The sequence below is a fragment of the Pseudomonas sp. St29 genome, assembly GCF_001547915.1.
Lineage (GTDB): Bacteria > Pseudomonadota > Gammaproteobacteria > Pseudomonadales > Pseudomonadaceae > Aquipseudomonas.
Genome location: NZ_AP014628.1, coordinates 1,269,643 through 1,285,831 on the forward strand (window position 1 = coordinate 1,269,643; position 16,189 = coordinate 1,285,831).

14 protein-coding genes are annotated in these 16,189 nt (G+C 66.4%); 3 read left to right on the forward strand and 11 right to left on the reverse strand.

Annotated features, from left to right (window positions below; genetic code table 11):
* Positions 1 to 158 precede the first annotated feature (158 nt).
* Complete coding sequence (locus PST29_RS05670) at positions 159 to 1,265, forward strand: NADH:flavin oxidoreductase/NADH oxidase (protein ID WP_060837711.1); 1,107 nt, start codon at positions 159 to 161, stop codon at positions 1,263 to 1,265.
* 457 nt (positions 1,266 to 1,722) lie between these two features.
* On the opposite strand, the gene PST29_RS05675 is transcribed toward PST29_RS05670, so the two are convergent.
* Positions 1,723 to 3,342 carry a glucan biosynthesis protein D gene (locus tag PST29_RS05675; RefSeq protein ID WP_060837712.1) on the reverse strand — a complete coding sequence of 540 codons (1,620 nt, stop codon included), beginning with the start codon at positions 3,340 to 3,342 and terminating at the stop codon, positions 1,723 to 1,725.
* A gap of 201 nt (positions 3,343 to 3,543) precedes the next feature.
* Between PST29_RS05675 and PST29_RS05680 the strand changes: the two genes are divergently transcribed.
* Complete coding sequence (locus PST29_RS05680; RefSeq protein WP_047301982.1) at positions 3,544 to 4,077, forward strand: GNAT family N-acetyltransferase; 534 nt, start codon at positions 3,544 to 3,546, stop codon at positions 4,075 to 4,077.
* Here the strand turns inward: PST29_RS05680 and PST29_RS05685 are convergent.
* The 10 genes from PST29_RS05685 to PST29_RS05730 all read right to left on the reverse strand — a co-directional run bounded on the left by PST29_RS05685 (position 4,074) and on the right by PST29_RS05730 (position 15,184).
* Positions 4,074 to 5,267, reverse strand: a complete 1,194-nt coding sequence (locus PST29_RS05685) for a DUF418 domain-containing protein (RefSeq protein WP_060842576.1) — start codon at positions 5,265 to 5,267, stop codon at positions 4,074 to 4,076. The genes PST29_RS05680 and PST29_RS05685 overlap by 4 nt on opposite strands.
* A 170-nt stretch (positions 5,268 to 5,437) precedes the next feature.
* Complete coding sequence (locus tag PST29_RS05690; protein ID WP_232513203.1) at positions 5,438 to 6,448, reverse strand: hypothetical protein; 1,011 nt, start codon at positions 6,446 to 6,448, stop codon at positions 5,438 to 5,440.
* Between the two features lie 35 nt (positions 6,449 to 6,483).
* Complete coding sequence (locus PST29_RS05695) at positions 6,484 to 6,894, reverse strand: hypothetical protein (protein WP_060842578.1); 411 nt, start codon at positions 6,892 to 6,894, stop codon at positions 6,484 to 6,486.
* A gap of 205 nt (positions 6,895 to 7,099) precedes the next feature.
* Positions 7,100 to 8,524 (reverse strand): gamma-aminobutyraldehyde dehydrogenase, encoded by a 1,425-nt coding sequence (locus PST29_RS05700; RefSeq protein WP_060842579.1) that lies wholly within the window; start codon positions 8,522 to 8,524, stop codon positions 7,100 to 7,102.
* 39 nt (positions 8,525 to 8,563) lie between these two features.
* A complete protein-coding gene (locus PST29_RS05705; RefSeq protein ID WP_060837717.1) occupies positions 8,564 to 9,373 on the reverse strand; it encodes an ABC transporter permease in 810 nt (269 codons plus the stop codon).
* Positions 9,363 to 10,307, reverse strand: coding sequence for an ABC transporter permease (locus PST29_RS05710; protein WP_060837718.1), 945 nt, complete (start codon positions 10,305 to 10,307; stop codon positions 9,363 to 9,365). The genes PST29_RS05705 and PST29_RS05710 overlap by 11 nt, the downstream gene beginning before the upstream one ends.
* 1 nt (position 10,308) lies before the next feature.
* Positions 10,309 to 11,346: an ABC transporter ATP-binding protein gene (locus PST29_RS05715; RefSeq protein WP_060842580.1), complete on the reverse strand. Its 1,038-nt coding sequence runs from the start codon at positions 11,344 to 11,346 to the stop codon at positions 10,309 to 10,311.
* A gap of 85 nt (positions 11,347 to 11,431) precedes the next feature.
* Positions 11,432 to 12,583, reverse strand: a complete 1,152-nt coding sequence (ydcS, locus tag PST29_RS05720; protein ID WP_060837720.1) for a putative ABC transporter substrate-binding protein YdcS — start codon at positions 12,581 to 12,583, stop codon at positions 11,432 to 11,434.
* 88 nt (positions 12,584 to 12,671) lie between these two features.
* Entirely contained in the window at positions 12,672 to 14,162 is a 1,491-nt protein-coding gene (locus tag PST29_RS05725; RefSeq protein WP_082729178.1) for a gamma-aminobutyraldehyde dehydrogenase, read from the reverse strand.
* Positions 14,163 to 14,269: 107 nt separating this feature from the next.
* Positions 14,270 to 15,184 (reverse strand): LysR family transcriptional regulator, encoded by a 915-nt coding sequence (locus tag PST29_RS05730; RefSeq protein WP_060842582.1) that lies wholly within the window; start codon positions 15,182 to 15,184, stop codon positions 14,270 to 14,272.
* A 190-nt stretch (positions 15,185 to 15,374) separates the two neighbouring features.
* Here PST29_RS05730 and PST29_RS05735 point away from each other — a divergent pair, with 190 nt between their 5' ends.
* The gene (locus PST29_RS05735; protein ID WP_060842583.1) at positions 15,375 to 16,100 is read left to right on the forward strand and encodes a tellurite resistance TerB family protein; all 726 of its coding nucleotides are present in this window, start codon (positions 15,375 to 15,377) and stop codon (positions 16,098 to 16,100) included.
* Positions 16,101 to 16,189: the final 89 nt, after the last annotated feature.

Sequence of the window (16,189 nt, forward strand, 5' to 3'; positions counted from 1 at the left end):
CAGCGGCAGTGTTGTCGACTAGTCTCTAAGCACTGTCTGATTGGCCTTGTGACCTTTTGTCATTCCTCTACCCGCGGGGGCGGGCGCTTCACTTCGCAGTCACTCGTCGACCGTTCAAACAGAACCCTGGAGCCTGACCATTGATCGAGAGGTGCCCCATGAGTCTGCTGCTTGAACCCTATACCTTGCGTCAACTGACCCTTCTCAACCGCATCGCCGTGTCGCCCATGTGCCAGTACTCGTCGGTGGACGGGCTGGCCAACGACTGGCATCTGGTGCACCTGGGCAGCCGTGCCGTCGGCGGCGCCGGGCTGATCTTCACCGAAGCCACGGCGGTCACCGCCGAGGGCCGGATCACCGCCCAGGACCTGGGCCTGTGGAACGACGCGCAGATCGAACCCTTGCAGCGCATCACCCGTTTCATCACCGCCCAGGGCGCCGTGGCCGGCATCCAGCTGGCCCATGCCGGGCGCAAGGCCAGTACTCATCGGCCCTGGCTCGGCAAGTCCGGCAGCGTCAAGCCCGAGGATGGCGGCTGGGTGCCGGTGGGGCCCTCGCGGATTGCCTTCGACCCACAGCACACGCCGCCCACCCAACTGGACGAAGGGCAGATCGGCGAGATCATCCAGGCCTTCGTCGCGGCCGCCAAGCGGGCCCTGGTGGCCGGCTTCAAGGTGGTGGAAGTGCATGCCGCCCATGGCTATTTGCTGCACCAGTTCCTCTCGCCCCTGAGCAATCAGCGTCAGGACCAGTACGGCGGCTCGTTTGAAAATCGCATTCGCCTGGTGTTGCAAGTGACCGAGGCGGTACGAAAAGTCTGGCCCGAGGAGTTGCCGCTGTTTGTGCGGGTGTCGGCCACCGATTGGGTGGAGGACGGCTGGAACCCCGACGAAACCGTGGAGCTGGCGCGGCGTCTCAAGGACCTGGGGGTGGACTTGATCGATGTGTCGTCCGGCGGCACCGCGGCCAATGCCGAGATACCCACCGGGCCGGGCTATCAGACGCGCTTTGCCGAGCGGGTGCGCAAGGAGTCGGGGATCGCCACCGGCACCGTGGGCTTGATCACCGAACCGGCTCAGGCCGAGCACATTCTGCGCACCTGTCAGGCGGACATCATCTTCCTGGCCCGGGAGCTGTTGCGCGACCCGTACTGGCCGCTGCATGCCGATGACGACCTGGGCGGGCGCAAGGCGATCTGGCCGGCGCAGTACCAGCGGGCCACCCACAGGGACCAGCCGATTCACGAGTCGGACTTGCGCGATTAAGGCTGTGCCGATGTAAAAAAACCGGCCCGTGTGGGCCGGTTTTTTTGTGTCTGACTGCTGGCCGCCTTCGCGGGCAAGCCCGCTCCTACGGAGGCGGTGCAATCTGTAGGAGCCGGCTTGCCGGCGAAGAGGTCCTTGAGGCAGGCGCTGTATGCACCGACGCCTTCGCGGGCAAGCCCGCTCCTACGGGGGCGGTGCGGTCTGTAGGAGCCGGCTTGCCGGCGAAGAGGCCCCTGAGGCAGGCGCTGTATGCACCGACGCCTTCGCGGGCAAGCCCGCTCCTACGGAGGCGGTGCGGTCTGTAGGAGCCGGCTTGCCGGCGAAGAGGCCCTTGAGGCAGGCGCTGTATGCACCGACGCCTTCGCGGGCAAGCCCGCTCCTACGGAGGCGGTGCGGTCTGTAGGAGCCGGCTTGCCGGCGAAGAGGCCCCTAGGGCGTGCCGGGGGCTGTCAGCCGATCAGGGGTATTTGCGCTTGTCCGGCGCCGGCGGGAAGTACTGGTACAGCCAGGTTTCGCTCAGGGTGCGATCGTGGGTGCGGATGAACAGCCGCAGTTCCACCGGATCGACGCTGTCGTTGGTGGGGTACCAGTCGAAGAGGATGCGGTAACCCTTGATCTCGTCCAGCACCAGGATGCTGAAATCCTTGACCTCGCCGTGGGAGGCGGTGACCACCGGTTCGATGCCGGTGCCGGCAGGCAGGCGATCGAGGCCGCCACCGGTGAAGTCCACGGCAAAGCGTCGGGCCCAGACTGGCGGGTAATGCTCGCCCGGGGCCCAGCCCTCGACGAAGCCGCCCATGCCCGAGCGGGTGGCGTGCACCCGCGCCAACGGCGTGCCCACCGGCGGCAGGGCGCTCCAGTAGAGCTTGTAGCCGTAGTTCAGGGAGTCGCCGGCGGCCACGGGTTGCTTCGGGGTCCAGAAGGCCACGATGTTGTCCATGGTCTCGCCGGTGGTGGGGATCTCCAGCAGGTCGATGCTGCCTTCGCCCCAGGCGGTGGTGGGCTCGACCCACAGGCTCGGCCGGCGGCTGTACCAGTCCACGGTGTCCTGGTAGCTGGCGAATTCATGGTCGGTCTGCACCAGGCCGAAGCCTTTCGGGTCCTTGTCGGCGAAGGCGTTGAATTGCAGGGTCGCCGGGTTGTTCAGCGGGCGGCAGATCCACTCGCCATTGCCGCGCCACATGGCCAGGCGGTCGGAGTCGTGGATCTGCGGGTGGATGGTGTCGCACATGCGCCGTTCATGGGTGCCGCAACTGAACATGCTGGTCATGGGGGCGATGCCCAACTGCTCGATGGCGGTGCGGGCGTTGATGTGGGCGTCGATCGCCATCACCACGCGCTCGGCCTGGCAGTCGATGTCGAAGCGGTAGGCGCCGGTGGCGCTTGGCGAATCCAGCAGGGCGTAGACCACGAAACGGGTGCTGTCCTTGTCCGGAGTCTCGAACCAGAACTGGGTGAAGTCGGGGAATTCCTCGCGGCGCTTGGCGTAGGTGTCGATGGCCAGGCCCCGGGCCGACAGGCCGTACTGGCCGGTGGCGTCCACCGCACGGAAATAGCTGGCGCCGAGGAAGGACACCACGTCATGCCTGTCCAGTTCCGGGGCCTTGAACAGCTTGAACCCGGCAAAGCCCAGGTCGCCCTTGAGCTGGGCGGTGTCGACGCTGGTGTTCTGGTAGTTGAACAGCGACGGGCGGAAGTGCACCTCCCGGGCCAGGCGGGTCTTGGGGTCGACGCTGTGCATGCGCACCGGTTGCTTGAAGCCCATGCCCACATGGAAGAACTGCACATCCAGCTGGCCGTTCAACTCATTCCACAGTGAATGCCGGCTGTCGTACTGGATGGCGTTGAAGTGCTGCGGCGTCATCTGCGCCAGGGTTGGCGGCAGCACTTGCTTGGTGTCTACATACGGGTTGCCGGCCAACTGCTTGGCCTGGGCCTTGAGGCGCTCGAAATCGAAGGCCTGGGCGTCGCCGTCAGCGGCGCCGGCCCAGGCTCGTGCGGCCAGCAGCCCGCTGGCCGAGAGGCCGGTGTAGGCCGCCAGGGCCATGGAAGCTTTGAGGAGGTGCCTGCGGTGCATAGATGAACCTTGTGGGGGGCTGGGATCGTCAGCCGCTCCTGGCTGACTGGGGGGATCGCAAGGTGAGGTCCGGTCATGCCATTGGCCGGACGCAGCGGACGATAAATAGAGGGTCGGTAGAATAAACGGTTCGCCCCAGGCAGAAAAATGCTTAGCTTGTGTCCATTGGTAACCACTTGAATCGCCTCAGGAACCGGCCTCATGTTGCACCCGCGTGCCCTTACCGCAAACGATATCCCGCAGCTCAAATGGATCGACCGCGCCGAAGTCATCGACGGCTTCTACCGTGTGCAGGATGGCCGTCTGATCGGCTATGCCCAGCATGAGGTGGTCAGCGGCTGGCCGGAGGGCGAGGCCGAGCATGACGCGCTGATCTTGCAGCAGTGTTACCAGCGTGGCGGCTGGTTGTACGGGATTTTCGACGCTGAGGTGCTGGTGGCGGCAGCGGTGGTCGATTGCCTGGCGATCGAGTGCGCCGGGCTGGATTTGCGGCAGTTGAAATTCCTCCACGTGAGCCAGGCTTATCGCGGCCTTGGCCTGGGCCGGCAGCTGTTCGCCCTGGCCCGGGAGCAGGCCCTGGCCATGGGCGCCCAGGGCTTGTATGTATCGGCCACGCCGTCGTGGCACACGGTGGACTTCTACCGGCGCCTGGGCTGCGAAGTGCTGGCGACCCCGGACCCGGAGCTGCTGCGCATCGAGCCGGAGGATATCCACCTATGTCTGCGGCTGGTTTAAGCCTGCGCGCGCTTGCGCCAGTGCGGCCAGGCGCCGATGGTCAGCGCCCGCAGCAGCCATTCGCAGGGGCCGTACTGATGGCTGCGCAGCCAGCCTGCGCTGAGCTGCATCTGCAACAGGTAGATGGCGATCACCAGCAGGGGAATCCACAGGGGCTGCAGGTGGTTGATCAGCCCCAGCCCGTAGCCGGTGAACAGCAGGCACAGGATCAGCGATTGCAGCAGGTAGTTGCTCAATGACATCCGTCCCAGCGGCGCCAGGCGTTGGCACAGGCGCTGGCCCAGAGGCGAGTCGAAGGCCCGGAGCAGCAGCATGGCGTAGCTGGCCGAGAGCAGCGGTGCGCTGATCTGGCTGATGCCGTAGCCGATGACCTCCAGGCCGCCACCAGGCGCGTAGGCGCTGCAGTAACCGTAGAACAGGGCGCCCCCCAGGCCGATGGGCAGGGTCAGGGCCAGCAGCCGGGGCACCCGCGCGGCAAAGCGCTCGGGCGCCACCAGCAGGCCCTTGCGTCCGGCCACATAACCCAGGAGGAACATCGCCAGGGTGCTGGGCCCCTGCAGCAGCCACAGGGCCGAGGCGGTTTCCAGCAAATGCGCAGCGTTGTAGCCGAGGGTGTCCAGCGCATCTCCACCCAGGGCCAGATCCTTGAGCAGCGGCTGGTCGTCGGCGGCCCCGGTATAGAGGCCGGCGTTCAGCAACTCGATGCCAAACAGCAGAATCAGCAGCGCCGTGGCGCCGATCAACAGGATCGCCAGGATGGCCGCCATCCGTGCTGTCAGCCCGCGCAACGCCAGCAGCACCAGGCCCAGCAGCGCGTACAGGGTGAGGATCTCGCCGTAGAACAGCAGCGTGCCATGCACCAGGCCGATGGCCAGCAAGGCCAGTTGCCGCCGCAGCATGCGCGGCACGAAGCGTTCACCCGCCCGCTCGGCGGAGGCCATCTGCAGGGTGAAGCTGTAGCCGAACAGGAAGGAGAACAGCAGGTAGAACTTGGCCTCGAACAGCACCGACACCAGCCAGCGGATCAGGTAGTCGAGGTCGCTGGCGTAGGCCGGGTTGCTGACCGGCGAGGCGTAGTAGGGATCGGCGAAAGACCAGATATTCACCGCCAGGATGCCCAGCAGTGCGAAGCCGCGCAGGGCATCGACCTGCTGCAGGCGTGCGGCCTGGCGCGGCAATGGCGCGTTCATGTCCGGGGCCCGGGCAACAGGGCATGTTCCAGAGGGACGAGGGGCATGGGCTGGCCTGTCGGTTAAAGGAGTGAAGGCTCAATTAACGCGATCAGGCGGCGTGGGGGCAATCAAACTCTTGTGAAAAAAAGTCAACGGGCCTGCGCCGGGGCTGGCACGCCGCTCCGGGTTCAGCTCTGCGCCGGCAGGCACTGGGCTCCGGCGGCGGGCGTTTCGCCCTTTTTGGTCCACCAGGTCAGGCGGTTGAGGCTGTTCAGGTCGCCACGCTTGATCGCTTCCCGGTAGCAGGCCAGGGCCCGGGGGGCATCGGTGGTGCCCCACTTACCCTCGGCGTAGCCGCTGCCCAGGTAGTAGAAGGCGCTGGCCGAGTCCAGTTCCCGGGCGGTGCGCTGTACCAGCTCTTCGGACTTGCGGGGTTGCTGGCATTCATTGACCGAGCCATCGCCGAGCGGATCGCAGTAGTACATCGACAGCATCAGCGCCGCCTCGGCATCGGTCTGGGCATAGGGCAGCAGCAGTTCTTCCGGCTCCCCGGGCTTGAGCTCCGGCGCCATGCCCGAGTAGCCCAGGCTCACGGCCTGCACGGCCGCCTTGGCCGAGCCATGGCGGGCGGCGTCCAGCAGAATCTGCTGACCCAGCTCGAAGAAGTACTGGGTCAACAGGTATTGCTCCCGGCCGCCGTAGCCCAGGAACAGATCGGCCTTGCGCATCTGCCGTTGCAAGGCTGTTTCGTTGGCCGGGGCGTTCTGGTCGAGCAGGCCGTCCATGGACCACTGCTCCACCCGCACCAGCTGCCAGCAGGCGCCCTGTTGAAAGACGAAGGCCTGGACCACATCGCCTAGCGGGTCATGCACCACCAGGGTCTGGCTCTCCCAGAAGGATTGCAGTCCGGCCCGGGCCTGGGCCTTCGGATCGAGCAGGGTCAGCAGGTGTCGGGTATCGCCCGTCAGCTTGTGCCGGGTGGTGATCTCGCGTCCGTACTCGTCGTGGGCCGGGCGCTGTTCGATCAGCGGCGAATCGGTGAACGCCTGCTGCAGCTCCGGGCTGCTGGCAAAGGCCTGGAGGAAGGTCGGCAGGTCGCTGGACGGGCAGGCGGGGGCAGCGGCCTGGGCCGCTTGAGCGGCACCACCGAGCAACAGGGCGGCGCACAGTGGGCGCAAAAGATGACGAAGGGCGGGCATCGGCGAACTCGTTGAGGTGGGAGACAGAGCGTCGGTCATGGACTGTCCGGGGCGGGCGCGGGCAGCAGGCGGCGGCACAGCCACTGGGCCAGAGCGATCGCCAGCAGCGGCGGCACGCTCATCAGCAGGCAATAGACGTAGCCGCGTACCGGATGGTTGGGAAACATCGCCCAGGCGGTGAACAGCACCAGGGCGCCGACCAGGCCCAGCTTGGCCTTCAGGTTGGGCACCAGGGCCACCAGCACGCTGACGATGATCAGCAGATAAAACAGTAAATCCACCATCACACCCAGGCCAAAGCCCTTGGCCAGGGCGCCGAAGTAGCTGCGATACACCGGTATGCCCCAGACATGCGCCAGATAGAACAGCGGCGCCGGCAGCGCAAGCGGTACCAGGCTGGTGCAGATGCGCAGCAGGTGATAACGGCTTGTGGCGTCCAGGCTCATGGACGGCGCTCGCGGGCGGTGGTGGTGGGAGGGCGGGGCATGGGCGCATCCTTGCTGCCGGAAGGTGTTCAGCGATTCCGGTCGATGGCGCCGGGGTTTTCAGGCGGCGGATAGTGCCGCAACTGGGGGCGCTAATCCAGTCTGGCGGCTGGGGATCGAGCGGCAGGCGCTGTGGGGCCAGCGCCTGCCGATGGCCCGTGCAGGCTCAGTGCTTGAACATGACGTGGCGGACTGTGGTGTAGTCCTCCAGGCCATACAGGGACATGTCCTTGCCGTAGCCGGACAGTTTCTGTCCGCCGTGGGGCATTTCGCTGACCAGCATGAAGTGAGTGTTGACCCAGGTGCAGCCGTATTGCAGGCGTGCCGACAAGCGATGGGCGCGGCCGACGTCGGCAGTCCATACCGAGGAGGCCAGGCCGTAGTCCGAGTCGTTGGCCCATCCCAGGACCTGGGCTTCATCCTCGAAGCGGGTAACCGAAACCACCGGGCCGAAGACTTCGCGGCGGACGATTTCGTCGTCCTGCCGGGCGTCGGCCAGCACCGTGGGTTCGAAGAAGTAGCCGTTGCCCGGCACGGCCTTGCCCCCGGTGATCAGGCGCATGTGCGGCTGGGCGAGGGCGCGCTCGACAAACCCGGCCACGCGGTCGCGATGCGCGGCGGTGATCAGCGGCCCCAGCTCGGTCGCCGGGTCGTCCTGCAGGCCGTGGCGGATGCTGCCGACGGCGGCGCCGAGCTGCTCGACGAAGCGTTCGTAGACCCCGGCCTGCACGTAGATCCGGCAAGCGGCAGTGCAGTCCTGGCCGGCGTTGTAGAAGCCGAAGGCGCGGATGCCCGCCACCGCATCGTCGAGGTCGGCGTCGTCGAAGATGATCACCGGGGCCTTGCCCCCCAGTTCCATGTGCATGCGTTTGACGCTGTCGGCGGTGCTGGAAATGATGTTCGCGCCCGTGGCGATCGAACCGGTGAGCGACACCATGCGCACTTTGGGGTGGGTCACCAGCGGCTGGCCGACGCTCGGGCCACGGCCGAACACCAGGTTGAGTACGCCGGCCGGGAAAATCTCGCTGGCCAGTTCGGCCAGGCGCAGGGCGGTCAGCGGGGTCTGTTCCGAGGGCTTGAGCACCACGGTATTGCCGGCGGCCAGGGCCGGGGCGATCTTCCAGGCGACCATCATCAGCGGGTAGTTCCAGGGGGCGATGGAGGCGATCACCCCCACCGGGTCGCGGCGGATCATCGAGGTGTGCCCGGGCAGGTATTCCCCCGCCGCCGAGCCGCCCAGGCAGCGGCTGGCGCCGGCGAAGAAGCGGAACACGTCGGCGATGGCCGGGATTTCATCATTCAGGGCCGCGCTCAGGGGCTTGCCGCAGTTGTCCGATTCCAGCCTGGCCAGCTCGGCGCCGTGGGCCTCGATGGTGTCGGCGAGCTTGAGCAGCAGCAGCGAGCGGTCCTTGGGCGGGGTCTGCGACCAACTGGCGAAGGCGTCGTCGGCGGCCCGCACCGCGGCGTCCACCTGAGCCTGGCTGGCCTCGTTGATCTCCACCAGCACGCTGCCCAGGGCCGGGTTGTACACCGGCTGGGCCGGCCCCTCGCCGGCCACCAGTTGGCCGTTGATCAGCAATTTGGTCTGCATGTTCATCTCCTTTCTTGGCGCTGAGGGTAGGGAAGCGGGTTATTTGCCGCCGCTGCCGGCCACGCTTTCGCCGCCACGGGTCAGGTAGTAGGCGCCGAGGATCGGCAGCATGGTCACCAGCATCACCAGCATGGCCACCACGTTGGTCACCGGTACGTCCCGGGGCCGGCTCAACTGGTTGAGCAGCCACAGCGGCAGGGTGCGTTCGTGGCCGGCGGTGAAGGTGGTGACGATGATTTCATCGAACGACAGGGCGAACGCCAGCATGCCCCCCGCCAGCAAGGCCGAACCGAGGTTGGGCAGGATGATGTAGCGGAAGGTCTGCCAGCCGTCGGCGCCCAGGTCCATGGAGGCTTCGATCAGGCTGTGGGAGGTGCGCCGCAGCCGGGCGATCACGTTGTTGTGGACGATCACCACGCAGAAGGTGGCGTGGCCGACGACGATGGTGAACAGCCCCGGCTCGATGCCCAGGGTCTTGAAGGTCGCCAGCAGGGCGATGCCGGTGATGATGCCCGGCAGGGCGATGGGCAGGATCAGCATCAGCGAGATGCCCTGCTTGCCGAAGAACTCGCGGCGGTACAGGGCCGCCGAGGCCAGGGTGCCGAGGACCAGGGCGATCAGGGTGGCGATGGCGGCGATCTGCAGCGACAGCTGGATGGCGTCCAGCACGTCGGGGCGGTTGAAGGCCACGCTGAACCACTTCAGGGTCAGGCCCCGGGGCGGAAAGCTGAAGGCCGCGTCCTCGGTGTTGAAGGCGTAGAGGACGATGATCAGGATCGGGAAGTGCAGGAACACCAGCCCGCCCCAGGCCGCCAGACGCAGGCCGAAGGATGCTCGTTCAGAGTGCATCGAAGGCCCCCAGGCGTTTGACGATGGACAGGTAGATGGCGATCAGCACGATGGGCACCAGGGTGAAGGCGGCGGCCATCGGCAGGTTGCCGATGGCGCCTTGCTGGGCGTAGACCATGCTGCCGACGAAGTAGCCCGGCGGGCCCACCAGTTGCGGCACGATGAAGTCCCCCAGGGTCAGGGAGAAGGTGAAGATCGAGCCGGCGGCGATGCCCGGCACCGCCAGCGGCAGGACCACCAGCATGAAGGTCTGGCGCGGCGTGGCCCCGAGGTCCGCCGAGGCTTGCAGCAGCGAGGGCGGCAGACGCTCCAGGGACGCCTGGATCGGCAGGATCATGAACGGCAGCCAGATGTAGACGAACACCAGGAAGCGCCCCAGGTGCGAGGTCGACAGGGTGCTGCCGCCGACCCCGGGAACGCCCAGCAGCCATTGCAGCCCCGTCTCCAGCCCCAGGTGCTGGATGAACCACTGGGCCACGCCGCCCTTGGCCAGCAGCAGGGTCCAGGCATAGGCCTTGACGATGTAGCTGGCCCACATCGGCAGCATCACCGCGATGTAGAAGAACGCCTTGGTCTTGCCGCTGGTGTAGCGGGCCATGTAGTAGGCGATGGGAAAGGCGACGATGGCGCTGGCGATGGACACCGCCACGGCCATGCCCAGGGTGCGCAGGATGATGTCGACGTTCGACGGCTGCAGCAGCGCGGCGAAGTTGCCCAGAGTCAGCTCCGGGGTAACCGCCATGGTGAAGTCGTCGAAGGTGTAGAAACCCTGCCACAGCAGGGTCAGCAGGGAGCCGAGGTAGATCGCGCCGAACCAGATCAGCGGCGGCACCAGCAGCAGCGTCAGGTACAGGTTGGGGCGCCGGTACAGCAGGTTGGACAAGCGCCGCAGGGGCGTGTCGCCGCTGCCTTGGACGAGGGCCTGGGTGCTCATCTCAGGCCTCGCTGGTCGGGGTGTCGGTCAGCGGGATCATCGCCTCCCGGGCCCAGCGGGCGCTGATGCGTTGTCCGGTGCAGTGGCTGCTGCCGGTGTCCAGCCATTGGTTGTTGGCCTGGCTGATGTTCAGGGTCTGGCCATTGTCCAGCTTCACTTCGAAGCGGGTGGCGCTGCCCTGGTAATGGATGTCGTGCAGCAGGCCGCTGATCTCGATCTCCGAGGCCGCCAGCGGGCCTTGGGCGAAACGCACGTGTTCCGGGCGGATGGAGAAGGGCTGCGGGCTGCCGCTGAGCTGTTGCGCCAGCTCGCCGCGAATCACGTTGGAAGTGCCGACGAATTCGGCGACGAAGGTGGTGGCGGGTTTCATGTACAGGTTGCGCGGGCTGTCCACCTGTTCGATGCGGCCCTTGTTGAATACCGCCACCCGGTCGGACATCGACAGGGCCTCGGTCTGATCGTGGGTGACGAAGATGAAGGTGATGCCCAGCTGGCGCTGGAGTTTCTTCAGTTCGCCCTGCATCTGCTCGCGCAGTTTCAGGTCCAACGCCCCCAGGGGTTCATCCAGCAGCAGTACCCGTGGCCGGTTGACCAGGGCCCGGGCCAGGGCCACCCGCTGGCGCTGGCCACCGGACAGTTGCGCCGGCTTGCGCTCGCCATAACCGCCCAGGGCCACCATCTGCAGGGCCGCCTCGGCGCGCTCCAGGCGTTCGTGGCGGGCCACCCCCTTGACCTTCAGGCCGTAGGCGACGTTGTCCCGCACGTTCATGTGGGGGAACAGCGCGTAGTCCTGGAACACCGTGTTGACGTCCCGTTGATAGGGCGGCAGGCCCGCGGCCTCGGCGCCGTGAATGCGGATCGATCCGGCGCTGGGCTGCTCGAAGCCGGCAATCAGCCGCAGGCAGGTGGTCTTGCCCGAACCGGACGGGCCGAGCATGGAGAAGAATTCACCGTCGTGGATATCGATGGACACCCGGTCGACGGCCTTGACCTCGCCGAACTGCCGGGAAACCTGGGTGAACTGGACTGCAAGGGTCATGGTGCACTGCTCCGCAAAGGCAGGGCCGCCACTGGCGGCCTGCCTGGACTGCTGGGTCGACGAGGGCCTGGTTGGACAGGTCGTTCTAGCGGCCACCCATGATGGCGATGTAGTCCTGGGTCCAGCGGCTGTAGGGCACGAACTTGCCGCCCTCGGCCTGCGGGGTTTTCCAGAAGGCGATCTTGTCGAACTGATCGAAACCGTTGGTCTTGCAGCCCTCGGCCCCCAGCAGCTCGCTCTCTTTGCAGGCCGCTGGCACCGCCGGCAACGAGCCGAACCAGGCGGCGACGTCGCCCTGGACCTTGGGCTTGAGCGACCAGTCCATCCACTTGTAGGCGCAGTTGGGGTGCTTGGCCTCGGCGTGCAGCATGGTGGTGTCGGCCCAGCCGGTGGCGCCTTCCTTGGGAATGGTCGAGGCGATCGGCTGTTTCTCGTTGACCAGGCCATTGACCTGATAGGGCCAGGCGCTGGAGGCCACCACGCCCTCGTTCTTGAAGTCGCTCATCTGCACCGTGGTGTCGTGCCAGTAGCGGTGGATCAGCGGTTGCTGGGCGCGCAGCAGATCGAGCACCGCCTTGTACTGGGCCTCGGTCAGCTCATAGGGACTCTGGATGCCCAGTTCCGGCCGTGCGGTCTTGAGGTACAGCGCCGCGTCGGCGATGTAGATCGGGCCGTCATAGGCCTGGACGCGGCCTTTGTTGGGTTTGCCGTCCGGCAGGTTCTGCGCCGTGAACACCACGTCCCAGCTGGTGGGCGCCTGCTTGAACACCTGGGTGTTGTACATCAGCACGTTGGGGCCCCATTGGTAGGGGGTGCCGTAGGTCTTGTGCTCGACCACGTACCAGGGGCCGTCCTTGAGGCGCGGGTCGAGGTTCTTCCAGTTGGCGATCAGCGCGGTGTTGATCGGTTGCACCCGCTTGCCGGCAATCAACCGCAGGGAGGCGTCGCCGGAGGCGGTCACCAGGTCGTAGCCGCCCTTGGCCATGAGGCTGACCATCTCGTCGGAGGTGGCGGCGGTCTTGACGTTGACCTTGCAGCCGGTTTCCTGCTCGAAGCCGGTGACCCAGTCGTAATTCTTGTCGCTCTCGCCCCGTTCGATGTACCCCGGCCAGGCGACGATATCCAGTTGGCCTTCGCCCGGGCCCACGGCCTTGAGCGGTTCGGCGGCCTGCAGGCTGGCGCTGGCCAGCAGGGCGGTGGTGAGAGCACTGAGGATTGCGGTCTTGTGCGCGGACATAGGAATTGCCTCTGCTTTTATTAGGATCGGGGCAGTGGTTGACGATGTGTGCTGCGGCCGCGGACGGCTTGTTATTAGCGTAGTGGTGTTATTCCAGCTCGTTGCCGTGGCGCGCCATGATGTGGCGCACCACGCTGTAGTCCTGCAGTGAGTCGCTGGACAGGTCCTTGCCGTAGCCGGAGCGCTTGAGGCCGCCGTGGGGCATTTCACTGGCCAGCATGAAATGACTGTTGATCCAGGTGCAGCCGTATTGCAGGCGCGCCGCCACTTGCATGGCCTTGTCCAGGTTTTGTGTCCAGACCGAAGAGGCCAGGCCGTATTCCGAGTCGTTGGCCCAGTCCAGGGCCTGCTCCAGTTGTTCGAAGCGGGTGACGGTGACCACCGGTCCGAACACCTCGCGCTGGACGATCTCGTCGTTCTGGCGACAGCCGGCCAGCAGGGTCGGCTGGTAGTAGAAGCCGGCGCCGGAGTGCACCGCCGCGCCGGTGATGCGTTCGATGTGGGGCTGGCTCAGGGCGCGCTCGACGAAGCTGGCCACCCGGTCGCGCTGGCGGGTGCTGATCAGCGGGCCGATTTCGTTGTCGGCGTCGCGCTTGCTGGCAAAGCGCAGGCTGCTGACGGCGCTGCCCAGCTCCGCCACCAGGCGGTCGTGGATGCCGGCCTGGGCGTAGACCCGGCAAGCAGCGGTGCAGTCCTGGCCGGCGTTGTAGTAGCCGTAGCTGCGCACGCCCTCGACCACGGCCGCCAGGTCGGCATCGTCGCAGACGATCACCGGTGCCTTGCCCCCCAGTTCCAGGTGGGTGCGCTTGAGGGTTTTGGCCGCGGCCTGGAGGATTTTCTGGCCGGTGACTATGTCGCCGGTCAGGGACACCATGCGCACCTTCGGATGGCTGACCAGATGGCTGCCGACCCCTTCGCCGCCACCGCAGACGATGTTGATCACGCCCCGTGGCAGCAACTGCGCCAGGCTCGGGGCCAGGGCCAGGATCGACAGCGGGGTGTGTTCCGAGGGCTTGAACACCAGGGTGTTGCCCGCCGCCAGGGCCGGGGCGATCTTCCAGGCGGCCATCATGATCGGGTAGTTCCAGGGCGCGATCGAGGCCACTACGCCGATGGGATCGCGGCGCACCATGCTGGTGTAGCCGGGCAGGTACTCGCCGCTCAACTGGCCGGTCTGGCAGCGCACCGCACCGGCGAAGAACCGGAACACGTCGATGCTGGCGCCGAGGTCGTCCTGGCGCGCCAGGTGCAGCGGCTTGCCGCAGTTCAGGGCTTCCAGGCGGGCCAGGTAGTCGGCCTGTCTTTCCAGGCTGTCGGCAATCGCCAGGAGCAGGTTCGAGCGTTGCTGCGGGGTGGTCCGCGACCAACTGGAGAACGCCCGGTGGGCGGCGAGGATCGCGCTTTCCACCTGCTCGCTGCTGGCTTCGGCGATCTGCGTCAGCACCTCGCCGGTGGCCGGGTTGAGAATCGGCTCGACCCGACCCTGGCCGTTCACCAGTTCGCCGTCGATCAGCAATGCCGTGCACAGCGGAGTCTGTGGGCCAGCCATTTTGCGGGTTCTCTTTTCTGCTAGGGCCATGGGGCTCCCCTGGGGGTGAGTGCCCGGCCTGCTCTTATCGGGAATGCCCAGAGACTAGTGGCGGGGCCTGAGGTCGACAAATTCTTAATACTGAAGGGGCCGTTCGATTAAATAGATGGCTTGCGCCCGCCCGGGGGCTGCTCCCGGGCCACGGTGAGGAAAGGGTCCACCAGGGCCGGGCGCGCGGTGCCCCGGCGCCAGGCCAGGCCCACATCCAGGGTCTGGTTGAGGTCCGCCAGGGGCCGGGCCTCGATGATGTCGCCCTCCAGGGACCAGGGGCGGTAGGTCATGTCCGGCTGGATCGACAGGCCGAGCCCGGCGGCCACCAGGCTGCGCACCGCTTCGGTGGAGGCGGTGCGCAGGCTGATCCGTGGCTGCAGCCCGGCCGTGCTCCACAGGCGCTGGGCGTTGCGCTCCATTTCATCGACGTTGAGCTGGATCAGCGGCTCCCGGGCCACGTCCGCCAGGTTGATGCTGTCGTGTTCCAGCAGGGGATGCCGGGGCGGCAGCCAGAGGCGGTGCGGCGAGTGGGTCAGGACTTCGGTCTGCAGCGCGTGGCGGTCTTCGAGGTTGGACAGGATCAGCACCCCGACGTCGATTTCGCCACTGACCAGCAGGTGTTCGATATAGGGACGTTCGTCCTCCATGACCCGGATGTCGACATTGGGGTAGGCGCGCTGGAAGCGGGTCAGCAGGTCCGCCAGGTAATAGCCGGCCACCAGGCTGGTCACCCCCACGGTCAACTGTCCGGCCACCGGGTCGCTGTTCTGTTGCAGGCTGCGCTTGGCGTTGTCCACCGTGGCCAGGATCAGGTGCGCCTGACGCATGAACTGGTGCCCCTGATGGGTCAGGGTCATGCCCTTGGCATGGCGGCTGAACAGGTTGACGCCGATTTCCTGCTCCAGTTGCTGGATGGCCAGGGTCAGGGTCGACTGGGAAATGAACACCGCCTGGGCGGCGGCGGAGATCGAGCCGGTTTCGGCCACGGCGATAAAGTGACGGATCTGGCGCAAGGTCATCATGGCGGGGCTACCGGGCGGCTTTTTAGAAGTATTGGGCGCTGTATTGGTAAAACCGATGCCTTGTTTAGCACCTTTCCCTGATCCGGTGAAAGCAACATTCAGAAGCACTATCGTCCCCTGAGCCTCGGCACTTCTCTCTAGGCTTGCGGCCTGATGTGTCGACACGACACTGACTTTGCGGAGGCGGCAGATGAACACCCGTGGATTGCTCGATCAATTACTCAGGTCCGGCCAGGAGCTGTTGCAGAACCAGGCCGGCACCGCGTCCGGCGAGCGCGGCAAGGCCCGCCAGGGCGGCCTTGGCGATTTGCTCGGGGGCAAGTCCGGCGGTCTTGGCGGACTGCTCGGCGGCGCTGGCGGCGGGGCCCTGGCAGCCGGGGCCATGGGCTTGCTGCTGGGCAACAAGAAGGCCCGCAAGTTCGGCGGCAAGGCTCTGACCTATGGCGGCCTCGCGGCCCTCGGCGTGCTGGCCTACAAGGCCTACGGCAACTGGCAGGCGCAACAGGGCACGGCCCCGGCCAATGAGCCGCGGACCCTCGACCGGTTGCCGGCGCAACAGGTCGAGCAGCACAGCCAGGCGATCCTCAAGGCCCTGGTGGCGGCGGCCAAGGCCGACGGCCATGTCGACGAGCGCGAGCGGGCGCTGATCGAGGACCAGTTGCGCAAGCTGGACAACGACCCGCAGCTGCAGCAGTGGCTGCACAGCGAGTTGCACAAGCCGCTGGACCCAGCGGACGTGGCCCGCGCCGCCAGCACCCCGGAAATGGCCGCCGAGATGTACCTGGCCAGCGTGATGCTGGTGGATGAAGAACACTTCATGGAGAAGGCCTACCTGGATGAACTGGCGCGCCAACTGCAACTGCCAGTGGGGCTCAAGGCCGAACTGGAAAACCAGGTGCGCCAGAACGCTCACTGACCTGCACGGGCCCCCTTTGCCATGGATGGCGGTTCTGCCCGAGGGATTTGCCGATATGCCTTCAGGGGCGGAAAAAGCCCGCTAAAGCG